This is a genomic window from Streptomyces sp. NPDC006997 (assembly GCF_040635175.1).
Lineage (GTDB): Bacteria > Actinomycetota > Actinomycetes > Streptomycetales > Streptomycetaceae > Streptomyces.
In genome coordinates, this window is record NZ_JBEYHH010000041.1 from 37,350 (window position 1) to 60,893 (window position 23,544).

At 69.3% G+C, this 23,544-nt stretch carries 15 protein-coding genes, 1 tRNA gene and 1 pseudogene; 10 read left to right on the plus strand and 7 right to left on the minus strand.

Features of this window, described 5'->3' with window-relative positions; genetic code table 11:
- Both ABZ659_RS30510 and ABZ659_RS30515 read left to right on the plus strand, forming a co-directional pair.
- Positions 1-903, plus strand: a complete 903-nt coding sequence (locus tag ABZ659_RS30510; RefSeq protein ID WP_360226252.1) for a sugar phosphate isomerase/epimerase — start codon at positions 1-3, stop codon at positions 901-903.
- A gap of 430 nt (positions 904-1,333) precedes the next feature.
- Positions 1,334-2,716: a glutamate decarboxylase gene (locus ABZ659_RS30515; protein ID WP_360226255.1), complete on the plus strand. Its 1,383-nt coding sequence runs from the start codon at positions 1,334-1,336 to the stop codon at positions 2,714-2,716.
- Positions 2,717-2,729: 13 nt separating this feature from the next.
- Here the strand turns inward: ABZ659_RS30515 and ABZ659_RS30520 are convergent, their stop codons facing one another.
- Together ABZ659_RS30520 and ABZ659_RS30525 are read right to left on the minus strand one after the other, a co-directional pair.
- Positions 2,730-3,734, minus strand: coding sequence for a Gfo/Idh/MocA family oxidoreductase (locus tag ABZ659_RS30520; protein WP_360226258.1), 1,005 nt, complete (start codon positions 3,732-3,734; stop codon positions 2,730-2,732).
- A 43-nt stretch (positions 3,735-3,777) separates the two neighbouring features.
- The gene (locus ABZ659_RS30525) at positions 3,778-4,947 is read right to left on the minus strand and encodes a Gfo/Idh/MocA family oxidoreductase (RefSeq protein WP_360226299.1); all 1,170 of its coding nucleotides are present in this window, start codon (positions 4,945-4,947) and stop codon (positions 3,778-3,780) included.
- Positions 4,948-5,086: 139 nt separating this feature from the next.
- Between ABZ659_RS30525 and ABZ659_RS30530 the strand changes: the two genes are divergently transcribed.
- The gene (locus ABZ659_RS30530) at positions 5,087-6,091 is read left to right on the plus strand and encodes a LacI family DNA-binding transcriptional regulator (protein WP_360226261.1); all 1,005 of its coding nucleotides are present in this window, start codon (positions 5,087-5,089) and stop codon (positions 6,089-6,091) included.
- A gap of 7 nt (positions 6,092-6,098) precedes the next feature.
- Here ABZ659_RS30530 and ABZ659_RS30535 read toward each other — a convergent pair whose 3' ends face one another.
- Positions 6,099-6,443 (minus strand): cupin domain-containing protein, encoded by a 345-nt coding sequence (locus ABZ659_RS30535; RefSeq protein WP_360226264.1) that lies wholly within the window; start codon positions 6,441-6,443, stop codon positions 6,099-6,101.
- Positions 6,444-6,641: 198 nt separating this feature from the next.
- Here ABZ659_RS30535 and ABZ659_RS30540 point away from each other — a divergent pair, with 198 nt between their 5' ends.
- From ABZ659_RS30540 to lhgO, 3 genes are all read left to right on the plus strand, one after another.
- Entirely contained in the window at positions 6,642-7,292 is a 651-nt protein-coding gene (locus tag ABZ659_RS30540) for a GntR family transcriptional regulator (protein WP_360226266.1), read from the plus strand.
- 117 nt (positions 7,293-7,409) lie between these two features.
- Entirely contained in the window at positions 7,410-7,613 is a 204-nt protein-coding gene (locus ABZ659_RS30545) for a hypothetical protein (RefSeq protein ID WP_360226269.1), read from the plus strand.
- Between the two features lie 155 nt (positions 7,614-7,768).
- Positions 7,769-8,968: an L-2-hydroxyglutarate oxidase gene (gene lhgO, locus ABZ659_RS30550; protein WP_360226272.1), complete on the plus strand. Its 1,200-nt coding sequence runs from the start codon at positions 7,769-7,771 to the stop codon at positions 8,966-8,968.
- Positions 8,969-9,026: 58 nt separating this feature from the next.
- Here the strand turns inward: lhgO and ABZ659_RS30555 are convergent, their stop codons facing one another.
- A complete protein-coding gene (locus ABZ659_RS30555; protein WP_360226275.1) occupies positions 9,027-9,614 on the minus strand; it encodes a DM13 domain-containing protein in 588 nt (195 codons plus the stop codon).
- Between the two features lie 184 nt (positions 9,615-9,798).
- Between ABZ659_RS30555 and ABZ659_RS30560 the strand changes: the two genes are divergently transcribed.
- The gene (locus ABZ659_RS30560; RefSeq protein ID WP_360226278.1) at positions 9,799-9,924 is read left to right on the plus strand and encodes a hypothetical protein; all 126 of its coding nucleotides are present in this window, start codon (positions 9,799-9,801) and stop codon (positions 9,922-9,924) included.
- A gap of 93 nt (positions 9,925-10,017) precedes the next feature.
- A tRNA-Pro gene (locus ABZ659_RS30565) sits at positions 10,018-10,091 on the plus strand.
- 100 nt (positions 10,092-10,191) lie between these two features.
- Here ABZ659_RS30565 and ABZ659_RS30570 read toward each other — a convergent pair.
- From ABZ659_RS30570 to ABZ659_RS30580, 3 genes and pseudogenes are all read right to left on the minus strand, one after another.
- A pseudogene (locus ABZ659_RS30570) lies at positions 10,192-11,006 on the minus strand (site-specific integrase); the annotation flags it as partial.
- A 50-nt stretch (positions 11,007-11,056) separates the two neighbouring features.
- Complete coding sequence (locus ABZ659_RS30575) at positions 11,057-11,335, minus strand: hypothetical protein (RefSeq protein WP_360226281.1); 279 nt, start codon at positions 11,333-11,335, stop codon at positions 11,057-11,059.
- Positions 11,336-12,323: 988 nt separating this feature from the next.
- Positions 12,324-20,069, minus strand: coding sequence for a DNRLRE domain-containing protein (locus ABZ659_RS30580; RefSeq protein WP_360226302.1), 7,746 nt, complete (start codon positions 20,067-20,069; stop codon positions 12,324-12,326).
- Between the two features lie 1,358 nt (positions 20,070-21,427).
- Here ABZ659_RS30580 and ABZ659_RS30585 point away from each other — a divergent pair.
- Positions 21,428-21,934 carry a hypothetical protein gene (locus ABZ659_RS30585; protein ID WP_360226284.1) on the plus strand — a complete coding sequence of 169 codons (507 nt, stop codon included), beginning with the start codon at positions 21,428-21,430 and terminating at the stop codon, positions 21,932-21,934.
- The gene (locus ABZ659_RS30590) at positions 21,931-22,896 is read left to right on the plus strand and encodes a L,D-transpeptidase family protein (protein ID WP_360226287.1); all 966 of its coding nucleotides are present in this window, start codon (positions 21,931-21,933) and stop codon (positions 22,894-22,896) included. The genes ABZ659_RS30585 and ABZ659_RS30590 overlap by 4 nt, the downstream gene beginning before the upstream one ends.
- The last annotated feature ends 648 nt before the right edge of the window (positions 22,897-23,544 follow it).

The window sequence follows — 23,544 nt, forward strand, 5'->3', positions numbered from 1 at the left end:
ATGCCCGCAGCGCTGGACCGTATCCGGGTCGGCTCCGCCCCCGACTCCTGGGGCGTCTGGTTCCCCGACGACCCCCGGCAGGTCCCCTGGGAACGCTTCCTCGACGAGGTCGCGGAGGCGGGCTACGACTGGATCGAACTCGGCCCCTACGGCTACCTCCCCACCGACCCGGCCCGCCTCACCGACGAGGTGGCGCGGCGGGACCTGAAGGTCTCCGCGGGTACCGTCTTCACCGGCCTGCACCGCGGCCCCGCCGTCTGGGAGCCCACCTGGGAGCACGTCAGCCAGGTCGCCGCGCTCACCCAGGCCATGGGCGCGCGGCACCTCGTCGTCATCCCGTCCTTCTGGCGCGACGACAAGACCGCCGAGATCCTGGAACCGCCCGAGCTGACCGGCGAGCAGTGGGGGCACCTCGCCCGGGGCATGGAACGCCTCGGCCGCCAGGTGCGGGAGGCCTACGGCCTGGACATCGTCGTCCACCCGCACGCGGACACCCACATCGACACCGAGGCGCACGTGACGCGCTTCCTCGACGCCACCGACGCCGACCTGGTCGGCCTCTGCCTGGACACCGGGCACTACGCCTACTGCGGCGGCGACAGCGTCAAGCTGATCGAGACCTACGGCGAGCGCCTCGGCTACCTGCACCTCAAGCAGGTCGACCCGGAGATCCTCGCCGACGTCGTCGCGGGCGGCGTGCCCTTCGGACCGGCCGTGCAGCGCGGGGTGATGTGCGAACCGCCGTCCGGGGTGCCGGAACTGGAGCCGGTGCTGGCCGCCGCCCAGCGGCTCGGCGTCGACCTGTTCGCCATCGTCGAGCAGGACATGTACCCGTGCGAGCCGGACCGGCCGCTGCCGATCGCGGTGCGCACGCGCAGGTTCCTGCGGTCCTGCGGCGCCTAGGACGTGCCGGGCGGCGGGCGGCAGGCGGGGCCTCGGCGACACGCCCCAGGCGCCGTCCGGCCGTTTGCGGACCAGAGCCGCGGTCCCCGCGGCGGCCAGGACGACGCCGACCGGCGCCGTCGTGCCCACGGCGCGCAGCCGGGCGCCGTCCTCCTTCGCGTGGTGGGGCCCGGCTCCGCGCCCGGGTGACACAACCCGGCCCGGTCGGCTCCGCGCCCGGGTGACACAACCCGGCCCGGTCGTGCCGCCCCGGCGTCGGGCGCCCCACCCGGGCAGGCGCGTCCGGGCGGCGGGCCCGCGCCCGCTGTGCCAGGGTGCACAGGAGAGGGAGGTCGGGGCGGGCGTCGGTGTCCCCCGTCCGTCCGCGCCGCTCGGGTGTCCGCCCCCGGCCTCCCACCAGCGACGGCCCTCGACATGGGGATGCGATGCCATGGCCCTGCACCAGACCGACGGCTCCGCGCCGGGCCCCTTCGACGACGTCTACGCGCTGCCCGTCAGCGAACGGACCCTGCCGAAGACCCGGGTCCCCGACGGCGTCTCCGACGCCCGCGCCGTCCGCGCCCTCATCCACGACGAGCTGACCCTCGACGGCAACGCCTCGCAGAACCTGGCGACGTTCTGCACGACCTGGGCGGAACCCGAGGTGCACCTGCTGATGGACGAGTGCCTCGACAAGAACATGATCGACAAGGATGAGTACCCGCAGACCACCGAGATCGAGAAGCGCTGCGTCCACATGCTCGCCGACCTCTGGAACGCCCCGCCCGACGGCGGGGCCGTCGGCTGCTCCACCACCGGCTCCAGCGAGGCGGCCATGCTCGGCGGCCTCGCCCTGAAGTGGCGCTGGCGCCAGCGCCGCCGGGCCGCGGGCCAGCCCGCCGAGCGGCCCAACCTGGTCGCCGGACCCGTCCAGGTCTGCTGGGAGAAGTTCGCCCGCTACTTCGACGTCGAGCTGCGCCAGGTCCCCCTGGAGGACGGCGCCCTCGGCCTGCGCCCGCACCAACTCCGCGCGCACGTCGACGAGAACACCATCGGCGTCGTCGCCATCCTCGGCGTCACCTACACCTGCGGCTACGAACCCGTCGCCGACCTCGCCGCCGAACTCGACCGCATCCAGGCGGAGACCGGCCTCGACATCCCGCTGCACGTCGACGCGGCCAGCGGCGGCTTCGTCGCCCCCTTCCTCCAGCCCCACCTGGTCTGGGACTTCCGGCTGCCGAGGGTGGCGTCGGTCAACGCCTCCGGGCACAAGTACGGCATGGCCCCGCTCGGCGTGGGCTGGGCGGTGTGGCGGTCGGCCGAGGTGCTCCCCGACGACCTCGTCTTCCACGTCGACTACCTCGGCGGCGACCTGCCCACCTTCGCCCTGAACTTCTCCCGTCCCGGCGGCGAGGTCGTCGCCCAGTACTACAACCTGCTGCGCCTCGGCCGCGAGGGCTACACCAAGGTCCACCGCGCCTGCGCCACCAGCGCCCGGATGCTCGCCGAACGGCTCACCGGCCTCGGCCCCTTCACCGTCCTGCACGACGGACACGACGCGCTGCCCGCCGTCTGCTGGACCCTCACCGACCCCACCGCGACGCCGTTCACCCTCTACGACCTCTCCGACCAGCTCCGCCGCCGCGGCTGGCAGGTCCCCACCTACCCGCTGCCCGCCGGACGCGAGGACACCGTCGTCCAGCGCGTCCTGGTCCGGCACGGCATCGGCTACGACAAGGTCGCGCTGCTCGCCGACGACATCGAGGAGGCCGTCGCCCGGCTGGCGAAGGGCCCTTCGGTTCCCGCGGAGCGCCGCCCGGGCTTCCACCACTGACGGCGCCCCGGACTCACCGGGCCCGCACCTCCTCGACCCGTACCGGACGGTGCTCCCGCAGCGACAGTGCGCACGCCTCCGCGACCCAGCCCGCCTCCAACGCGTCCGCGACCGTGCACGGCGACGGCCGCGCCCCCGCGACGACCTCGGTGAACGCGGCCAGCTCGGCGCGGTAGGCGGCGGCGAAGCGGTCCATGAAGAAGTCGTGCGGCGCGCCCGCCGGGAACCCCACCCCCGGTTCCGCCGAGCGCAGCGGCAGCTTGTCGTCCAGACCCACGGCGAGGGAGTCGGTGAAGCCGTGCAGCTCCATCCGGACGTCGTAACCCCGGCCGTTGTGACGGCTGTTGGACACCACCGCCAGCGTGCCGTCGTCCAGGGTGAGCAGCGCGCCCGTGGTGTCCGCGTCGCCCGCCGCCCGGATGTACTCCGCGCCCCGGTTGCCGCCCACCGCGTACACCTCGGTCACCTCACGGCCCGTCACCCAGCGGACGGCGTCGAAGTCGTGCACCGAGCAGTCCCGGAAGATGCCACCGGAGGCGGCGACGTACGCGGCCGGGGGCGGTGCCGGGTCCAGCGTCGTCGACCGTACGGTGTGCAGCGGGCCCAGCGCACCGGCGCGCACCGCGTCCCGCGCCGCGCCGAACCCGGCGTCGAAACGGCGGTTGAAGCCGATCTGCACCGGCACGCCCGCGCCCTCGACGGCCGCCAGCACCGCCCTGCCCTCCCGCATGGTGCGGGCCACCGGCTTCTCGCAGAAGACCGGCACGCCCGCCGCCACCGCGGCCAGGATCAGCGCCGGATGCGCGTCGGTCGCCGCGGCCACCACCACGCCGTCCACCCCGGCGGCCAGCACCGCCTCCGCGGAGTCCGCGACCTCGGCCCCGAACCGCTCGGCGGCGGCCTTCGCGGTGTCGGTGACGGGGTCGCAGACGACCAGCGACCCGACGGCGGCGAGCCCGGACAGGGTCTCGGCGTGGAAGGCGCCGATGCGGCCGAGGCCGAGGATTCCGATGCGCATGGACGGTGCTCCTTGGAACGGTGGAAGGGGAGTGGCCGTGAGGTCAGGGAGCCGAGGGGTCCGCCGGGCTGACCCAGGCACCGGTCCGCGCGGACCGCGCCACAGCGTCCAGGACGGCCGCCGCGCGCACCGCGTCGGTCAGCGTGGCGCCGTACGGGGTGCCCTCGGCGATGGAGCGCAGGAAGCGGTGGGCCTCGATCACCTTCAGGTCGTCGTAGCCCATCGCGTTCGCCGCGCCCGGCTGGAACGCGCCGAACTCACCGTGCCCCGGGCCGACGTACACCGTGCTGACCGGCTGGTCCTGGTAGTCGGTGCCGCGGCTGACGCCGAGTTCGTTCATCCTGCGGAAGTCCCAGAAGACCGCGCCCCGGGTGCCGTGCACCTCGAAGCCGTAGGCGTTCTGCTCGCCGACCGAGACCCGGCACGCCTCCAGGACGCCCCGGGCGCCGGAGGCGAAGCGCAGCAGGCAGCAGACGTAGTCGTCGTTCTCCACCGGGCCGGGCACCCCGCCGCTCGCCCGGGAGTGGCCCGCGGTCGCGCCGGCCGGGCGGGCCCGCTCCGGTACGAAGACCGCCGTGTCCGCGGTGACGGCGGTGATCTCACCGAGCAGGAAGCGGGCCAGGTCCACGCCGTGCGAGGCCAGGTCGCCCAGCACCCCGCTGCCGCCGCGCGCCCGCTCGTACCGCCAGGTCAGCGCCCCCTCCGGATGCGCGGCGTAGTCGCTGAGGAGGCGGACGCGGACATGCGTGACGGTGCCGATCCCGCCGCCCGCGATCAGCTCCCGGGCGGTCTCCACGGCGGGCGCGCACCGGTAGTTGAAGCCGACGGCGCCCTGCACCCCGGCCCGGGCGACGGCGTCCGCGACCGCGCGGGTGTCGTCGGCGGTCAGGCCGACCGGCTTCTCGATCCAGAGGTGCTTGCCCGCCTCGGCCATCGCCACCCCGATCTCCCGGTGCAGGAAGTTCGGCGCGGTGACGCTGACCGCCTTCACCCGCGGGTCCGCGGCCACCTCCCGCCAGTCCCGGGTCGCCATGCCGAACCCGTACTGCCCGGCCGCCTCCTCGGCGCGCCCCGGCACCTCCTCGGCGACGGCCACCAGCTCCGGCCGCAGGGGGAGCCGCGGATAGTGGTGCGGGAGGCGCGCGTACGCCCGGGTGTGGACCCGGCCCATCCAGCCGAACCCGACGACGGCCACCCCGAGCGTCTCACCCATGCCAGCCGTGACAGTCATGACAGCCCTTCATTGGACCGGTCCATCAACCTCTCCAAGCCCACCCTGGGGACGAAGCACCAGGCTGTCAACCCTCACTCGCCCCTTTGACAAGCCGCCTGTGCTCTGGAACGTTCCCACCATGAGGCAGCCGACCATCCGCGACGTCGCCGAGCACGCGGGTGTCTCCAAGTCACTGGTCTCGCTGGTGCTGCGCGGCTCGGAGCGGGTGCGCCCGGAGAAGCGGGAGGCGGTGCTGCGGGCGGTGCGCGAGCTGGGCTACCGGCCCAACACGGCCGCCCGCAGCCTCAGCGAACGCCGCACCCGCACCATCGGCGTCCTCCTCAACGACCTGCGCAACCCCTGGTTCGTCGACCTCCTCGACGGCCTCAACCCGCCGCTGCACACCAGTGGCCTGCACATGCTGCTCGCCGACGCCCGCCTCAACCGGCGCACCGGGCAGGACCCCACCGGTCCCTTCCTCGACCTGCGGGCGGACGGCCTGGTCATCGTCGGCACGCTGCCCGACCCGGCCACGCTCGGCCCCGTCGCCGACCGGGTGCCCGTCGTCGTCGCGGGCGCCCGCGAACCGGTGCCGCCCGGCGTCGACACGGTCGCGGGCGACGACGAGAAGGGCGCCCGGCTGGCCACCGAGCACCTCGTCGGCCTCGGCCACCGCAGAATCGCGCACCTCGCGGGGTACGGCGCCGTGGGGGAGCTGCGGCGGCGCGGCTTCGAGACGGCGATGCGGGAACACGGGCTGGCCGACGCCGCCGTCGTCGAGCCCAGCGACATGACCGAGGAGGGCGGCTACCGCGGCACCGTACGGCTGCTCGGCCGCGGGGAGCGGCCCACGGCGGTGTTCGCCGTCAACGACATCGCCGCGGTGGGGGTGCTGTCGGCGGCGGAGGGCCTGGGGTTCGGCGCGCCCCGGGACCTGTCCGTCGTCGGCTACGACGACACCAGCCTCGCCCGGCTGCGGCACGTCTGGCTGACCACCGTCGACAACGCCGCCCACGAGGTCGGCCGCCGCGCCGCCCACCTCCTCCTCGACCGGCTCGCCGGGACCGGGGGAGCGGGGGAGGTCCACCTGTGCGCGCCGGAGCTGCGGGTACGCGGTACGACGGCACCCCCGGCGCGGGGCTGAACGCGGGTCAGAGGTCGATCGCGTACGCCTTGCGCAGCGTCTCGTGCACCGTCCACGTCGTCCGGTCGCCCGCGCGCAGCACCGCCATGTCCCCGGGCCCGACCCGCAGCGTCGGCCCGTCCTCGACCTCGATCGTCGCCGACCCGCTGACCACCACGAACACCTCGTCGGCCTCGGTGTCGGTCACCACCCCCGGCGTGATCTGCCAGACCCCGCGGATCCGCCGCCCGTCCGGCGACTCCCACACCACCTTCCCGGTCACCTCGGGCGTCCCGGAGACGATCTGCGCCGGGTCGAGCGGCTCGGGTTCGAGCGCGGCGTCGGCGATGTGCAGGGCGAGGCTGTGGTCCATGGGGCGACCGTAGCCAGCCCGGACGACCCGCCACCGCCGACAGAGTGTCCCCCGTCCGCGCCGCCGCCTGGACAACCTGTCCCGGGCGGAGCGGGAGCGCCAAGAAGCGGAGTGGGAGCGGCAATAAGTCGAACAGAATTGATGACGATCTCATGTGGCCAGATGCATGTTCGACAGTCACTCACTCAGGGAGGGCACATGCCGACGGAAGCCCGTCCGAGCACCGGGGAACAGGCCAAACAGCACGCGCTCGCGCGGCTGCGGCAGGCGATCCTGCACGGCGAGATGGCACCGGCGCAGCGGCTGGTGGAGAACGAACTCGCCGAGCAGTTCGGTGTGACACGGGCCAGCATCCGGGCCGCGCTGATCGATCTGGAGGCACAGGGCCTGGTCGAGCGCATCCGCAACCGCGGCTCGCGCGTCCGGGTGGTGACCGTGGAGGAGGCGGTCGAGATCACCGAGTGCCGGATGGCCCTGGAAGGGCTGTGCGCGGCCAGGGCCGCCGTCGCCGCCAGCGACGGCCAGCTCGTCGAACTCACCGAACTGGGCACGGCGATGACCAAGGCCGTAGCCGACGGTGAGCCGGTGACCTACTCCGACCTCAACCACCGGCTGCACACCCGGATCCAGGAGTTCTCCGGCCAGGGCACCGCCCTGGAGCTGCTGGAGCGGCTCAACGCCCAACTGGTGCGCCACCGCTTCCGGCTGGCGCTCCGGCCGGGGCGCCCGCAGCAATCCCTGACCGAGCACCTGGCCGTGATCGAGGCGATCCGGGCCAGGGACCCGCAGGCGGCCGAGACGGCCGTCCGCGCCCATCTCACCCGTGTGATCGAGGCGCTGCGCGACTGACGCGCGCCCCGCCTCCGCCCTGCCCGCCGCCCCGCCCGCCCGCGACGAATCTACGCCACCGTCTCCGTCGCCACCCCGGCCGCGAGCCGCGCCACCGCCGTCGGCTGGACCTCCGGCGTGGGCCGCTTCGGCGCCGTCCTCGGACCGTGGCCGGGCGGCCAGCCGCTCGCCGCGCACAAGGGCGACCGGTGCTTCACCGCCTTCGCGTTGGCCGGTGTGGTCTCCGTGGTCTTCATCGGCAGCGCCGCGCCGCGCGCCTCCCGGCAGCGGGCCGGCCAGGACGCCGGTCAGCACCCGGTCACCGCGGGCTGGACCCCGTAGGACCGGACGGCGAACGCCGGTCACCGCGCGCCGGGACGCGGTGACCGGCGCCCGGGGAATCAGAGGGGGCGAGTTCGGCGGTTCTCCAGCCGGGCCGGGGCGGTCGCGCTTCACTTCGGGAGGGGAAGTGGTCATCGAGGACAAGGAGGACACCGATGGCTGACGAGACGATCGGCATCGTCGGCGCCGGGATCGTCGGACTGGCGACCGGCCGCGAGATCGCCCTGCGCCGTCCCGGCACGCGGGTCGTGGTACTGGAGAAGGAGGACGAGGTCGCCGTCCACCAGACCGGCCACAACTCCGGCGTCGTACACGCCGGGATCTACTACACGCCGGGCAGCCTCAAGGCCGGGCTGTGCGTGCAGGGCGTGGCCCTGCTCAAGGAGTTCTGCCAGGACCGGAAGCTGCCGTACCGCGAGACCGGCAAGCTCGTCATGGCCGTCCGCCAGGACGAACTGGGCCGGATGGAGAGCCTCTACGAGCGCGCCCGCAACAACCACGTGCCCGATCTGCGCCGGGTCTCCCGCGAGGAGATCAGGGAGATCGAACCGCACGCCGGGGGCATCGCCGCCCTGCACTCGCCGCGCACCGCGATCACCGACTACCGGGCGATCGCGCGGGAGTTCGCCCGGGACATCGAGGCGTCCGGCGGCGAGGTCCGGCTCGGCTTCCCCGTCACGTCGGTCACCAGCGTCCCCGGCGGGGTCGAGGTGGCCTCCGGTCAGGACCGCCGCACGGTGGACCGGCTGATCCTCTGCGCGGGGCTGCACTCCGACACCGTCGCCCGGCTCGCGCAGGACAAGGCCGAGCCGCGGATCATGCCGTTCCGCGGCGAGTACATGCTCCTGCGCCCGGACCGCACCCACCTGGTCAACGGCCTGATCTACCCCGTGCCCGACCCCCGCTACCCGTTCCTCGGCGTGCACTTCACCCCGCGCGTCGACGGCTCGGTGGAGGTCGGCCCGAACGCCGTCCTCGCCCTGGCCAGGGAGGGCTACCGGCTCGCCAAGGTCTCCCCACGTGACCTGGCCGGCCTCGCCGCCTACCCCGGCTCCTGGCGGATGGCGGCCCGGCACTGGCGTACCGGCATCAAGGAGTACCGCGGCTCCCTGTCCCGCAAGGCGTTCATGCGGGACGCCGCCCACTACGTCCCCGGCGTCGGCGTCGCCGACGTGGTGCGCGGCGGCGCGGGCGTACGCGCCCAGGCACTCGACCGGGACGGCACCCTCGTGGACGACTTCCGCATCCACCAGGTCGGCCGCGTCACCGCCGTACGCAACGCCCCGTCCCCGGCGGCGACGGCGTCCATGGCGATCGCCGAGCACATCGCCGGGGCGGTCTTCGGCGACGCCTGAACACGCCCGCGCGTGTGGGGGCGGCGGGCACCCCGTGGCCACCGGTGGCGTACGGCGATCAGACCGGCGCCAGCTCCGCCGCCCCGAACGACACGTCGAAGCGGTCGCACCAGATGCTGACGCTGCTGAAGTCGGCGGGGTCGACACCGGCGGGCAGCGGGTAGTTCTGGTTGCCCTTGTTGCCCTTGAGCCTGCCGAGGCTCTCATGCGCCCCGTCGTCGAAGACCCGCCACCCGGCGGTGCCCTCCTTGACCGGCGCGTCGGTGAGCCACACCCGCAGGTCGGGCCCGTTGCTGGTGTCGAGGTTCTCCAGCCGTACGACGTGCGAGCCGTCGGAGAGCCGCAGCAGCCTCACGGTGCCGGAGGTGTCGTGCTCGTGGCTGATCAGCTCGCCGGAGGCGACGGTGACGGGCCCGGCGGGAGTGGCAGGCGTGGTGGGCCGATCTGTGGCCGGCGCTTCCTCGGACGGCTCCGCGCCCTTGGCCGGTGCGGCGGCCGTCGCCTGCGGCAGGGCCTCCTCGACGGTCTCGTCCTGCCAGACCTTCCAGGGCTGGAACCAGTACAGCCCCACCCCGACCAGCGCCACAGCCACCACCAGCGCCCCCAGCACCACCGGCCTGGTCACCCACCCGCGCACGCGCCCCATCCCCGTCTCCTCCACTAGCCGTTCCCGGACCCGGACGACTCATTCAAGCGAGACGACACCCCCGGCGGCGACCGTCGCGGGGTGACGGAAGTCTTACGGCCGCGATGTCACCCCTCCCGCCCGACGGTCCCTCACCCAGGCGTACCCCCTGACCAGCTCATGCTCGGAGGAGGGCCGCCGCTTCATGGCCGCGAGCAGCGGCGCCTGGTGCGAGGCGAGCATCGCCAGCGGCGAGCCGGAGGAAGCGGCCCGCGCGGCGGCGTCCCGCACGACAGCGGCGTACACCGCGACGGAGGACCCCGCCGAGTAGCCCCCGCCCACTCCCCGCCCCGTCCTGACCCCTCTCGCACATGGGGTAGGGTTGACCTGCACGATCACGCGGTTCACCGCGCGACGGGCACACCGGGACGTGGCGCAGCTTGGTAGCGCACTTGACTGGGGGTCAAGGGGTCGCAGGTTCAAATCCTGTCGTCCCGACTGGAGACAGTCGCAGGTCAGGGCCGGGTTCGGAGCCATCCGAACCCGGCCCTTGATCATTTTTGGGGACCAGTTGGGGACCAATGTCCCTTGACTGGGGTCAGCGGGTGAGGACAGTTGTTGCGGGGAGCGTGCGTGGGGCACGCAGCACGCTGAGGTGTGCGGAGAGTGCCGACCCGGCGGCCGTGATCTTGTGGGTGTCCGGGTGCAGGTAGCGTTGTGTGGTGGTCAATGAGCCGTGGCCGGCGATCCTGCGCAGGACGTGGAGCGGGACTCCGGCGTCGGCGAGCCAGGTGAGTCCGGTGTGGCGGAGGTCGTGACGCCGTAGGTGTTCGTGGCCGAGCTGGGTGACGACCTCGTCCCAGTGGGTCGCGTCGCGCAGGACCGCGGTGGAGATGCGTCCTCCGCGTGGGCCGGTGAACAAACGGGCGTCGGGAGCGGGGCCGGCGGAGAGGATGCGCTGGGCCACGAGGGGGCGGATTTTCTCGATGATGGGAACCTTTCGGGCGCGCTTTCCTTTGGTGCCCTTGTCGGTCAGGCCGCCGGGCGCGGGTGTGGTCTGGCGTTGCACGGTCCAGAGCCACTGGCTGGTGTCGATGTCTCCGACGCGGCACCCGGAGACTTCTCCGATCCGCGCGGCGGTACTCGCGGCGAAGAGTGCGACGTCGCCCCAGCCTCTGTACTGGTTGGAAGAGGCGGCCACGAGGGCGTCGGCCAGTGGGACGAGTGTCTGCCAGTCGGCGGGGCGAGGGCGCGGGGGTCGCGGAGTTCGTCCTGGGCCTGTTTGTAGAGTTTCTGCCAGCCGCTGACGCGGGCGGGGTTGACCTTGATGATGCCGTCGCGGACTGCCTGTTCCATGACGCGGACCAGGACGGCGATGGTGTTCTTGACTGTTGAGCGGCTGTGCTCGTCGGCAGCACGCGCGTTCACACCCCAGGCGATGACGGCGGCGTGGCCGACGAGCCTTAGCCCGCCGGGGGCTCCTTCCGCCACATCCGCCGCGCCTCGGCCGTCTCCTCCGCCATGTCCCCGGTGGGGACGGGACCCTCGGCCCATTCGGGGACGAGGAAGGTGAGAAACGCGTCGGTCTCACCGTCGCCGTACGTGGCCATGAACTCCTTGTAGTCCTGGGGGGACGTGATTCCCCAGACTCGCTCGATCTTCTGCCGGTCGACCGAGTCTCCCGCACCGTCGTGCGGCGGCCTCAGATCCCGCAGTTGGGCGATCAGCGCTTCCCGATCCATGAACCCTTCACCTTTCCGCTCTCCATCGCGGCATTCCTCCGACGGGCACGGGAAGCCCGCTCCGCGAGTCTGTGTACATGCCTAGATTGATGAACTGCTGGGATCCTTGTGGGCCGCTCAGCAGCAAGAACATCGCGGCCGACCTCCGCCGCAACGCTCGCCGCCCCTTCCTAGAGTTCACTTCAGTAGGCTGAGACGAGAGCGTCGCGGACCGCCTCCGCCACAAGGCCCGCAGTCTCTCATTTCTTGGCGTCGCGTGATCGCAAAACGGATATTACGGAATAAAGTCGAAGTTCTAGTGGTCAGGCTCGCTCTCTTCGCTTGGGTTAGTGGCAAACTAGTCGGCATGTCCAACTCATATGCGCAACCAATCCTGAGGACGACGGACCTGAAGGAAGCTATGCGAGTCGTCCAGCAACTACTCGATATCGCTGATACGAGTGATCTCGAAGTTGATTTGGAGGCGCGGATTTCCTCCATGCAGGCCCTGAGATCACTGATGGCTGTATTGCCGACTTGGGAATGGCAGAGCGAAGGGGACACGGAGGGCTCCTCAGGAAAAGGGGATATTCTCTCTAAGCACCTCCCAGTTCGCCTCCAGAGCTGGGGTCTGTCACCGGAATCGGTGAGACCGTCCCTTTTTGCAGCCCTGGGTAAAGAGCCAGCGACGTTGCGGTGGGACTTCTCAGGCTGGCCCGAAGCACCTGAAATCGGACTCGGCGTCGGGGGTTCCAGGGGTGCCTTTGTCAGTCTGTGTGTGAACGTCCGGGATCTTGATCTCGCGGAGCCCGCGACGGACTGCACGGTTTTCGTGCACGTTAAGAGAATCGAGAGTCGACGTGCTCCGTGGTTGGCAGCCCAAGTTGGATTGCACGTTATCGGTGAATTGGTGATGGCTCCGCACTGAACGACGCGGATGTAAGTTGAGACGGCAGCGCACCACCGCCGGAAAATCCGAAGGTGGTGCGCTGAACGCTCAGGAAGCTACTCAGGCGCAACTTCCCGACGCCGGGTCACAAATGCCTCCTGGCTGTTGGGGAGGCGCCACGGCGTCCGCGAATCCGAACGGATCGAAGAAATCCTTGCCCATCTCAGCGATTCCCCCCCAGAAGCCGAAACTCCGCACGTAGCTGTTGGACTGGGCGAACGGCATCAGAGATCCAGCGACGCCGAATGCGCGATATCGCATCTTAGGGCTGACTCGTGCCCTGTTTACGCCGCCAGTAGCTCCGTTGAAGACTCTGCCGTTGTCGAATCCGCTACTCGGATGGATCACCCGTACCCTGGCGTCGCTGGAAAATTCAGCAGCCACTGCTTTGGCTTGGTCTGCGCTTTGAGCAACATAGATGACGTTGTTCGCTTGCATTTTCCTGGACAACTTCCCATTGATGTCGCCGGCTATCAAGCTGAGGGCCTTGCCGTCCTTGGAGCTCGTCGCATCGAAGTCGAGAACATCGACTATCTTCCCGTTCTCGTAGGAGACGCGGATGAAATCGGATGTCGTCCCGTTGAATCTCAGGTTACCGTTCTCATCGGTGAAACTCCCTTTTCCTACCAACGGCTTGATGTCGCTCTGCAGTAGATACCGTTCGCCGGTTCCGTTCCCGGAGCCGTCGGAAAAGATCCCCGCTGCCTTGAGGTCGTCGTTCAGCACCTGCAGAGCAAGCCCTGAAGCCTCGTTGTCTGGTGTTGTGCCGAGGATGTGCCCGATGCCGTAGGCGTCGTAGATAGCTGTGCGACCGTCCGCCAATGTACGCTCGGTCAGAGTCGGGCTAGTCCCGCCATCTATAGGCGCAAGTATATGCCCGTCGAGCTCGATGAAACTGGTGGGATTGCCACCCCCGAACGCGTACCTGTTACCTGAGTACGGATCCACACCTAGGCCCATGTCCGCCAGTGCGCCGTTGTACATGTCCCGGGTGGTGAAGCGGTTGAGGCCGGGGTTGTAGTCGCGGAAGCCCATGTCGTAGGTGCCGGACTGGGCGTCCCAGCGCTTGGCGTTGTAGCGGTAGGGGTTGTAGGTGTCCTTGGTGGGGTCGGTGGAGTCGGGTTTGTCGATGCCGCTGAAGTCCGAGGTGTCGTCGGAGCCGTAGGCCGTGTAGCCGTAGGTGGCCTTGGTGTTGCCGGTGCTGTCGGTGAGGGTTTCGACGTCGGTGTGGCTGTTGTAGCCGTAGTAGCCGTCCTCCGAGGTGCTGTCCGCGTTGTGCTTGGTCTGCGACAGGCGTTGACCCCACGGGCTGTACTGGTAGGACTTCGTCAGCTCGCCTGCGACTTCCTCGTTGAGCACTTCACCAGACAGGCCAAGGTAGTTGAACGTGGTGGTCTTGCCGTCCGCTGTCTTTGAGGCGGTGCGGTCGAGTGGGTCGAAGGTGTACTTCGTTGACTTCAGGGTGCCGGTGTCGTCCATCTTCTGGGACTCCACGACGTGGTCGAAGCCGTCGTACACGCTTCGCTCGATGGTCTGGCCTGCGCTGGTGACGGATTCCTGGCGGCCGAAGGGGTCGTAGGTGTAGTTCGCCGATGTGCCGCCGGAGGTGGCGGTCAGGAGGCGGTTGCGGTCGTAGGTGTATGTGGTGGTCGTGCCCTTGACCGTCTGGTTGATGACGTTGGCGTTGTCGTCGTGGACGTAGGTGTCCGTACCGGCGCCGTTGCCGGTCTTGACGGACTTGGCGAGGCGGTCGGCTGGGTCGTAGGTGTAGTGGGTGGTGGAGGAGAGGTACGCCGTGTGGTTGTCGGCGTTCATCTTCTTGGCGATGTCCTGCGCCTTGTTGCCGTTGGGGTCGTAGGCGTAGGTGTGGGAGGCGACGAGGGTGCCGTTGCCCTTGTTCTCGACGGAGGTCTTCAGGGCGCCGTCGAGGTAGTAGGTGTAGTCGACGGTGTTGGAGTTGGCCTTGGTCTCCTTCAGTTTCTGGCCGCGGGCGGTGTACGTGTACGACGTGACCTTCGGGGTGGTGTCCGTCGTGCTCTTGCCGACCGAGACCGTCTTGACCAGTTCCCGTAGGTCGTAGGTGTACTTCGAGTACTGGTCGGGGTGGGTGACCGTCTGCGGCTGGCCGTTGGCGTCGTAGGTGTACGACGTGGCCTTCTTCTCCTGGCCGGAGAGTGCCTCGGTGACCGTCTGGACTTGGTTGAGGCCGGTGTAGGTGACCGTGTAGGCGTCGATCCGCGCGCCGGAGGAGGTGTCGTCGATCGAGGTCAGGTTGCCGTTGACGTCGTAGGCGTAGGTGAAGGTCTTCTTCTCGTTGTCGGTGTCGGCGGAGTTGTCGCGGACCAGCTTGACCGCGTCGGCGACGACGGTTCCGCCGCTGTTCTGGTCCAGCTTCAGCTTGGTGTTCTCACCCTGCTTGAGGGCGTAGGAGCCGAGGGACACCCAGGTGCCGGTGGCCGCTGTCTGGTCCTTCGTGACCGAAGGCTCCGTCGAGGTGCCGTGGGTGAGGGTGTATTTCGCTGTCGTCGCCGCGCCCGTGACCTTCGGGTACTTCACGTACGCGGTGTACGTGCCGTCCTTGGGGATGTTGAGGGTCCAGGTGAAGGCGTCGGTGCCGCTGCCCGCCGCGTGGGTGCGGTGGTCGTAGCCGTGCTGGTCGGTGAGGTCTCCCTTCGTCCAGGTGCCGGTGGAGGAGGTGTTCTGGGTGTCGGAGTTGTCGACGAGGACGACGCTCTTGCCGACCGGCACGCCGTCGTCCGACTTCGACTTCAGTTTGCCGTCGGGGTAGTACGACCAGCTCATGGTGCGGTCCGAGGAGCCGCCTGCCGAGGTGAGCGTGCGGGCGGTCTGCTGGCCCAGGGTGTTGTAGTCGTAGGTGGTGGCGATGTCCCACGGGTCCGTGGCCGACTTCACCCAGCCGTTGTCGAAGTAGGCGTAGGTGGTGTCGTTGCGGACCGTCTGGCCCTCGGACGGGGGCAGGGAGGTCTTCTTGACCCTGCCGATCGCGTCGTAGACCGTCTCGGTGTAGACGTTTCCGCTGTTGTAGCGGGTGTCCGCCGGGTCGTAGGGCTGGTACTGCTTGACCGGGCGGTTCAGTGCGTCGTACTCGGTGCGGGCGGTGAAGTCGTCCGCCGTGGCCGTCTCCACGCCGCGCGGGGTGATGACCTTCGTGGTGTTGCCGACCTGGTCGTACTGGTACTTCGTGGTCCGGTACGTGAGGGTCGTGGTGCCCGTGTGCGGGACCTTCTGTTCGACGACCTTGCCGCGTTCGTCGTAGGTGACGGTCGTGGTGTTGTTCTCCGCGTCCGTCGTGGAGACGACCAGTGAGTCCTTGTCGTAGGTCCGCTTGGTGGTCTCTCCGGCGGCGTCGGTGACCGTGGTGACCCGGTGGTTGAGGTCGTAGGCGGTCTTGGTGGTGTAGTCGGTGGTGTCGGCGGTCGCGTTCTTCTTCGGGTCGATGACCGTGACGAGGTTGCCGACGTTGTCGTACTCGTAGCTGATCTTGTCGTTCGACGCGTTGACGACCGAGGTGAGCTGGTAGATCGCGTCGTAGTGCTGGGTGGTGACGTAGTCGGTGGTGTCGGTGGTGGTCAGGGTGCCCTTGGGCTCCGTTGTGGTCTTGAGGTTGCCGACCTTGTCGTAGGTGTAGACCGATTTGCGCTCGGCCGAGGTGCTGGTGTCCTTGGGTGCGGTGGCCGAGGTGGTCTGGTCGGCCGCGTCGTAGACCGCCGTGGAGATGGCGCCGTTGGGGGCCGTTGACTTGGTGACGTTGTCGTTGGCGTCGTACTCCGGGGCCGGGGTGGTGATCAGGGCGCCCGCGGACTGGTCCTTCGGGACGGTTCTCACCAGTGGGCGGCCGAAGGTGTCGTACGTCTGCGTGGTCTTCTTGCCGAGGGCGTCGGTGACCTCGGTGACCTGGCCGCGCTCGTCGTAGACGAAGGAGGTCGTCTTGTTGAGGGCGTCGGTGATCTTCGCCGGGTAGCCGGTCGGGCCGAAGTCGCTGTTCGTGGTCGGGTTGCCGTTGGCGTCGGTGGCCTTGGTGAGCTGGCCGTAGGCGTTGTACTCGTAGGACGTGGTGTAGTCACCGGCCGTGCTCGTGGCGACGCCCTTGGGGTCCGTGACCGTGGTCAGGTTGCCGAAGGTGTCGTAGCCGAACTGCCAGGTGCGGCCCTCGGGTGAGGTCTTGCGGAACAGGTCGGCGGAGTAGCCGTCGGCGCGGGTGGTGTACTCGAACTTGGCCGCGTTGGCGGGGTAGGTGCCGGGTGCGCAGTCGGACTGCGGCGGGATGCCGGTCTTGTTGTTCTCCGCGTCGCGTTGCCAGAGGGGGTAGCCGGTCTTCTGGTCGTAGCAGTAGGTAGTCTTGGCGCCGTTGTCCTCTTCCAGGTAGGTGACGTTGTTGTCGGCGTCCCAGGTCATCTTCGTGGTCTGGGACTTGGCGTTGGTCGTCTGGACCGGGCGGGCGAAGTCGTCGGTGACGTACTTCGTGGCGTGGTTCTCGGCGTCGGTGACGGTGGTGTCGGTGAACTTGGTGTTCGTGGTGTTCGCCGCGTAGGTGAAGCCGGTGGCGCCGTTCAGGCGGTCGGTGATGGTCTTCGTCCACCAGTGGTACTTGGGGTCGTCACCTGCGGTGGGGGTGTTGTACGCCATTGAGGTGGCGTTGCCGCGCGGGTCGGTGATCTTGACCAGCTTGACGTTCTTGTTGCCCTGGGTGGCGTCGTAGATGAACTTGAAGACCTTCGGCTGGGATGAGCCCGCTCCGTCGACCATCTGGGCCATCAGGCCCTTGGTGGTGTAGGTGAAGGTGATCTTGCGGCCGGAGATGTCGGTGATCGACTTGAGGTGGTCGTAGATCTTGGAGTTGGTCAGGTTGGTGCCGGTGGCCTTGGCGCCGCTGTCGTCGATGTAGTCGTACGATGCGTCGCCCTTCTTGTAGTAGTCGACCGTGAGGGACTGCCGTCCGGCGGGGTCGGTGATGTAGGTGAGGAACTTGGTCGGCTTGTTGTTGGACTTGCGCTCCTCGTACGTGTACGTCTGCGTGTTGCCGTTCTTGTCGACTACCGAGGTCAGGTAGCCGTCGCAGCCGAAGAAGAAGCGGGTGCCGTCCGGGCGGAGGAGGGTCCAGGCGTCGGGGACCGGGTCCTTGGTGGGGGTGCAGTCCAGGCCCGGCTTCATCGTCAGGCGGTAGTGGACGCCCGCGGGGGCCTTCCACGTGCCGTCCGACTGCTTGCGGAAGACGTGCGTGGTGCCGTCGCCGTCCGGGAGGCGGACCTCGGTCGGGTTGGGGTTGGGGTGGAAGTCCAGCGGGGCGCCGAGGCGGATGGGTCCTGCGGCCTGGAGGGACCAGCCGTGGCCGGAGACGGTGTCGGAGGTGTCCAGGGAGTTGTACGCCATCCGCACGAAGGTGTTCAGGCCGCGGCCTGGGTTGGTGAACGCGTTGTACGACCAGACGCTGTTACCGGCGGCCAGGTTGTTCATGACCGTTGATCCGGCGCCGGTGTTCTTGCCGGTGTAGGCGTAGAACTTCTCCAGGCCCAGGGTGTTGGAGGTGGGGTACTCCACCGCCACGTTCTGCTTCAGCGGCGGGATGCCTCCCGTCCCGGCCGACAGCCAGGTGCCGTCGGAGATCTTGCGGACGTCCCAGCCCAGGACGTACTCGGTGCGCTTGTTGCCCGAGTCGGAGTTGATGGGCGTCTTGACCTGGGCCTTGATCGTCGCTGACTGGCCGGGGGCCAGGGCCGGGATGGCCGTGGACAGTTGGTTGCCGGACGTGGTGGCGTCCGTGCCGTCCGGGAGTTTCCAGGTGTACGACAGTTGCCGCTCGCCCGTCGCCCAGGCCGCGCTCGTGGTGTTGGTGACCGTGACGTCCACGCCGTAGGTGGAGTTCGGGGTCATGCGGGCCGGGGTCTGCGGGGCGTAGTAGGTGTCCTGGGTGGTGGAGTCGACGTAGATGACGCGCAGCAGCGGGCCGAGCTGGTCGTCGGATGCCTCCGAGGACAGGAACACGGTGCGTTCCTGCGGGCCGCTGCCCGACTCGTCGGCCAGTTTGACCATCGCGCCCCGGTTGCTCGACGGGGTCTTGATCCAGCCTTGGGTGAGGGAGGTGGCGTCCCAGTAGTGGCGGCCGACGTCGTTGCTCCACTGCGGGGTGTAGTCCGAGACGACCGAGCTGCGGTCGCCGCCCGGGCTGGTCCAGGCGCTGGTGGCGGTGGCGTTGTTCCACGTCGCCGATGTCTCGTCGAAGGCGCGGGTCAGGCCGTGCAGGTTGTAGCGGGCGCCGTTGGTGCCGGTGGTGGTCTCCGCCGCCCACATGAACATCCGCGACTCCAGCACCGTGGCGGTGGTGGGGATGTCCGCGGTGGCGAACTTCATCACCGCGCGGGTGGTGCCGTAGGTGGTGGAGTTGTTGCCGACGCTCAGCCAGTTCTGCCCAATATTCCAGGAGTTGATGGTGTCCTGGTTGGTGGTGGGCTGGTCCGAGGACAGGGTCGTGTCCGTGACGCCGGAGGTGCCCTGGATCAGCTTCATCGTGCGGCCCGCCTTCGGCACACCCACGATCCGTGTGGGGGAGCCCAGCAACTGGCCGTCGACGGTTTTGACGGCGATCTGGTAGTAGTACGACCGGCCGATCTCCTGCGATGAGGAGTCCGGGGTCGGTGTCGCGGTGGTGTCCGTGTAGGTCGTGGCGGTCTTGTCGATGGGGGCGATCAGCGTGGCCGCGGACGGCGTGAACGCCTGCTGCGTGGAGCGGTGCAACTGGTACTCGACGATGTCCAGCCCCGCGTCGCCGGTGAGGTTGTCATACGCCTGCCACGACAACTCCGGGCCCGTGGAATGGATGACCGTCGGGGAGTTGAGGCTGGTGCCGACCTTGCCGTAGGTGACCGTCAGCCGTGGGATCGTCGCCGTCTCGCCGCCGTAGTCGCCGTCACCGGCCTCGTACCGCGGGCCGCCCAGCGCCGTCCCGGAGTCCGTGTCGTCCCTGGCCTGGATGACGAAGCCGTAGTTGGGCGTGGTGCCGTTGACCCACTTCTGCACCGTGTCGGCCACCGGGAAGTTGTGCCAGGCGTTGTAATCGCCCGCGTTCTTCACGATCTGGGCGGGGTTGACCAAGCGCACCGCGTCCGCGATCACCGCCGAGCCGGACGGCGTGGCGGTGTCACCCAGCACCACCTTGTAGCCGGTTCCGGTACGGCTGAACGAGTACTGCGTGCCGCCACCCAACGCGGCCCACTCCCCGTTCGCACCGGAGGACTGGTCCACGGTGCTGGTCTCGCTGCCGCCGTTGTAGTGCACCGTGTACGGTGCCGCCGTCGTCCGGTTCCCCGAGGCCACGTAGTGCGCCTCCACCCGGTACGTACCGGAATCGGCCACCGGCGTCTGCCAGGTGTAGGTGTCCCCGGAAACCGAGTCCTGGTTGACGCGGTAGTCATCCCCGACCGCGTACTGCGTCAACGACGAACCCGACGACGGCCACGCCCCCACCGCCGCCGAACCCTCATCCCCGTCATCGACCAGCACCGTACTGCCCGACAACTCCCCCACCAGGCCACTGGTACTCGACCAGGTCGCCGACGACTCGTCCCAGCCCTGCGTCGCCCGGCGCACCTCGATCGCGTTCCTGTTACCGCCCGTGGTGTGCGTCTGGTCGAAGTACATCCCCAGCCGCGCCGCGTCGACCTCCACCCCGGACGGAATCTCATCCAACGGGAACCGGATCAACGAGCGGGCGATACCGGTGTCCGTCCGGCCCGCCGCCAGCTTCCAGCTCGTATTGAAGTTCACCGACGGCTGATCCGACAGGACCATGACATCCTGCGACTGCGAAGGGCTCGGCGCGATCGTGATCGTCGGGTCGATGACGACCGGATACTGCCGCTCCTTCGCCGCCAGCCATCCCGCATCCGGCGTCACCGCCAGCCGCCACGCATCGCCGTCGCGGCTGAGCTTCTGGGTGACCTTCGTGCTGTACGTCTTCCCGAAGACGGAGTCGTCGGCCTTCTTCGCGTCCGTCATGTACGGCGCCGGGATCACCATCACCGGCGTGTTCGGCAACTCCCCGAACAACGCGATCGAGCCATCCCGCCGCGCCTTGGGCGTCAGCCCGTGCGTGTCCAGCGTGAACGTGTACGTCACCGGGCCGTCCGGGCGCTGGGCCAGGACGATGTTCTCCTTCACCCGGCCCGCGCCCACCACGTACTGCAGGTCCGCGCCGCCCTCCAGCGCGTCCCGGTAGGTGACCGTCGAATCCTTCGCCACCGGCTCCAGCGCACCGCCTGAGGCGTCGTCCACGCCGAGCGTGACCGTATGACCCTCCGGCGACGCGAAACGCACCAGCCGGTCCGCCTTGCCGCCGAACCAGCTACGCCCCTCATTCGAGGTGTTGGCGAAATCGAAGCCCTTCGCCCCCGACTCGACCACCGTCGTGTCGATCGGCTTCCATGACTTCCCGGCCCGATACGACGTCGGCCGGGCCGAGAGATCCACCTCGACCCGGCCGTCCGACAACTGCCAGAAACGCGCACTCGACGTGCGCTTGCCCTTCAGTTCCCGCACCCGCTTGGCGGGCGGACGGGACTTTTCCTCCGGCAGCTTCTGCCGATCCGCTATCTCCAGGTCATCATGCGACGGAGGCTTATCCAGCTCACGCTTGTCATCGCCGTCATCACCGTCCGAAAACCAGCCCTTGACCGTGTCGACGATCCCCTTGCCGCCGCCGTCAGACGCTGGTGCCGCGTACGCGACCTGCGGCAGCGCGGTACTCGTCACCGCCGCCACCACAAGACAGGCTAACGATCTGCCCAGTCTGGGTCTCACACCAAACCCTCCTCGATCACGTTGACTGAAAACCCGCTGCTCACAACACTTTCCGTAGCTCGCGAAAAGGCCGTATGGAGCAGCGCCCGGTTTCTAGTGAGGTCGGTACGGCAAAGTCAAGCGAGCGGACATTTAGGTCGAGCGACGAGAAAAAGGAAACCACCTGTCCGAAATGTCTGCGCGCTGGAAAATGAGGCAGCGGGTCATGTATAAAGCCCGCCGTCATTGCCCGCAGCCCGGGCCATTCCCTATTCCGAAGGGGTTGTCTCATGAGCGTCACGTCCGGGACTTCAGCAACGCCCCTGCCGGGAAACGAAGAATCCGAGGAGTCCGGAAGGGCCGAGGAGTCCGTGAGAGTCGAGGAGTGCGGGGAAGAGGCGGCGGGGAACGGGCCAGGTGGCGAAGCCGCCACACCTCGTCGCCCCCGCCCCGACCGCGCGGGGCTGCTCATCGCCGGTGTCGTCCTCGCCGCCTGCGCCGGGCTTCTTCTCCACGGTCTCCTCGGCACCGGCAAGAACGACAGCACCCCCGAACGCCACGTTCCCACGGCCTCGGTGACCTACGAGGTCACCGGCACCGGCACCGCCGACATCACCTACCAGGCGCGTAGCGAGTCCGGAAAGGCCGTGACCGTCAAGGCGGCCACCCTGCCGTGGCGCAAGACCGTCCCCGTCCCCCTCGGACGCGACCCGATCGTCAGCATCGTGCTCGGCGAGGACGGAGGCCAGGCCCACTGCACCCTCACCATCCGCGACCAGTACGTCCAAGGCGCCACCGCGAGCGGTGACTTCGGCCGCGCCACCTGCACCGGTACCCTGCCCCGGCCGGACACCGCCGACAGCCAGAAACAGACATGACGACACCCGACAGACGACACCGCAAGGAGCCCACCGTGCACTCCCTCCACCGGCAGGTGCTGACCACCGCCGCCGTCCTGGGCGCCCTCGCGCTGACCGCTGCCTGCGGTGGGCAGGGCGCCGACCAGCAGGAAGCGGCCGCGGACTCGGCCAAGGCGCCGAAGACCTCGCGGTCCGGCTCCCCCGACGCCTCCGACAGCGCCTCACCCAGCGCCTCCAACTCACCGTCCGCCAGTTCCTCGGCCTCCACCTCCCCGTCGGCCTCCGCCTCCGCATCACCCAGCACCGCCCAGAGAAGCAGCACCGCCCCCGACAGCGGAAGCAGCGGGACAGCAGACTCCGGCGGCGCTACGACCGCCCCTGCCGCGCCCGACTTCCCCGTGCCCGTCGAGGTCGGCAACGCCACCCAGGTCATCACCGTCAAGGCCAGCGGCTCCTACGCCACCGTCACCGCCTGGGCCAAGGGGTCCTCCGGCTGGAAGGCACAGTTCTCGACCAGTGCCGGGCGGGTCGGCTCCAACGGGGTCACCGACGGGGCCACCCGGCAGCAGAGCACCTGGACCACCCCCAGCGGCACCTACACCATCACCGAGGGCTTCGGGCACGTCGCTGGCGGCACCGCCATGCCCTACCACGTCGTCACCGACGACGACTGGTGGGTCCAGGACCCCGAGTCGAAGTTCTACAACCAGATGCACGGCGAGGCGGGCGCCGACTTCCCGCTCACCGAGGCCGGGGACCGCGGCAGCGAACACCTCATCAACTACCCCACCCAGTACGCCAAAGCCCTCGTCATCAACTTCAACCGCTGGCCCGCCACCCCCGGCCGCGGCGCGGGCATCTTCCTCCACGTCAACGGGAGCGGGGCCACCGCCGGGTGCGTGTCCGTGCCCCGCGCCACCATGGACCAGATCATGGGCTGGATCAGGCCGGGTGCCCACCCCCGCATCGCCATCGGCTGAACTCACCGGCGCGTCCGCGCCACAGGCCCGGACCACCCCCTGGTGGCTCTCTGCCAGCAGCGGCCAGAGGTCGGGACGGTTGCTCGCCGCCCCCGCGGTGATGTCGTTCCGGTGGAAGGCTGCACATGCGGTGCGTCTGCCGGGCTTGGTCCTCATGGCGGTCGTCTGGACTCAGGTGCCGACCCCCTTCCGAGCCGTCTATCCGATATGTCCCGTGGTTGGTGTGCGGGATTCGCCGCGGTGTATACCCGGGGCTGTCGAAGCCGCAGGATTTGTGAGGGAGTTGGGTATGGGCGGGCGCGCGGTGCGGTTGATGGGCGCTGTTGCTGCCACTGGTGTGGTGGTGGGGGTGCTGGGTGGGTGCTCAGGGAGCGGGGAGGAGCCTCAGGCCGGGGTTTCGGGTGCTTCCGTCGCCTCCTCGGCCTCCGCGTCGGTCAGTTCGGCGCCGCCCACCACTCCCGGCGGGATTCTCGATGCCGCCGAGGAGGCCATGCGGGGCGAGCCCGGATGGACCTTCGCCGTAAAGGGCGAGGAAGGGCTCGACCTCTCGGGCGGGGGCAGTGAGGCGTCCTACAGCGCCACCGTGCGGCGGACCGGAGAGCCCGAGAACCTCCATGCCAGGGGGACCGTGGTGAGCAAGGGGAGCAG

What these genes read in the sequence shown, in the direction of transcription:
- ABZ659_RS30510 (WP_360226252.1), top strand. Translation starts at nt 1, where the DNA reads ATGCCCGCAGCGCTGGACCGTATCCGGGTCGGCTCCGCCCCCGACTCC.
- ABZ659_RS30515 (WP_360226255.1), top strand. Translation starts at nt 1,334, where the DNA reads ATGGCCCTGCACCAGACCGACGGCTCCGCGCCGGGCCCCTTCGACGAC.
- ABZ659_RS30520 (WP_360226258.1), bottom strand. Translation starts at nt 3,734, where the DNA reads ATGCGCATCGGAATCCTCGGCCTCGGCCGCATCGGCGCCTTCCACGCC.
- ABZ659_RS30525 (WP_360226299.1), bottom strand. Translation starts at nt 4,947, where the DNA reads ATGGGTGAGACGCTCGGGGTGGCCGTCGTCGGGTTCGGCTGGATGGGC.
- ABZ659_RS30530 (WP_360226261.1), top strand. Translation starts at nt 5,087, where the DNA reads ATGAGGCAGCCGACCATCCGCGACGTCGCCGAGCACGCGGGTGTCTCC.
- ABZ659_RS30535 (WP_360226264.1), bottom strand. Translation starts at nt 6,443, where the DNA reads ATGGACCACAGCCTCGCCCTGCACATCGCCGACGCCGCGCTCGAACCC.
- ABZ659_RS30540 (WP_360226266.1), top strand. Translation starts at nt 6,642, where the DNA reads ATGCCGACGGAAGCCCGTCCGAGCACCGGGGAACAGGCCAAACAGCAC.
- lhgO (WP_360226272.1), top strand. Translation starts at nt 7,769, where the DNA reads ATGGCTGACGAGACGATCGGCATCGTCGGCGCCGGGATCGTCGGACTG.
- ABZ659_RS30555 (WP_360226275.1), bottom strand. Translation starts at nt 9,614, where the DNA reads ATGGGGCGCGTGCGCGGGTGGGTGACCAGGCCGGTGGTGCTGGGGGCG.
- ABZ659_RS30560 (WP_360226278.1), top strand. Translation starts at nt 9,799, where the DNA reads ATGGCCGCGAGCAGCGGCGCCTGGTGCGAGGCGAGCATCGCCAGCGGC.
- ABZ659_RS30575 (WP_360226281.1), bottom strand. Translation starts at nt 11,335, where the DNA reads ATGGATCGGGAAGCGCTGATCGCCCAACTGCGGGATCTGAGGCCGCCG.
- ABZ659_RS30580 (WP_360226302.1), bottom strand. Translation starts at nt 20,069, where the DNA reads ATGGTCCTGTCGGATCAGCCGTCGGTGAACTTCAATACGAGCTGGAAG.
- ABZ659_RS30590 (WP_360226287.1), top strand. Translation starts at nt 21,931, where the DNA reads ATGACGACACCCGACAGACGACACCGCAAGGAGCCCACCGTGCACTCC.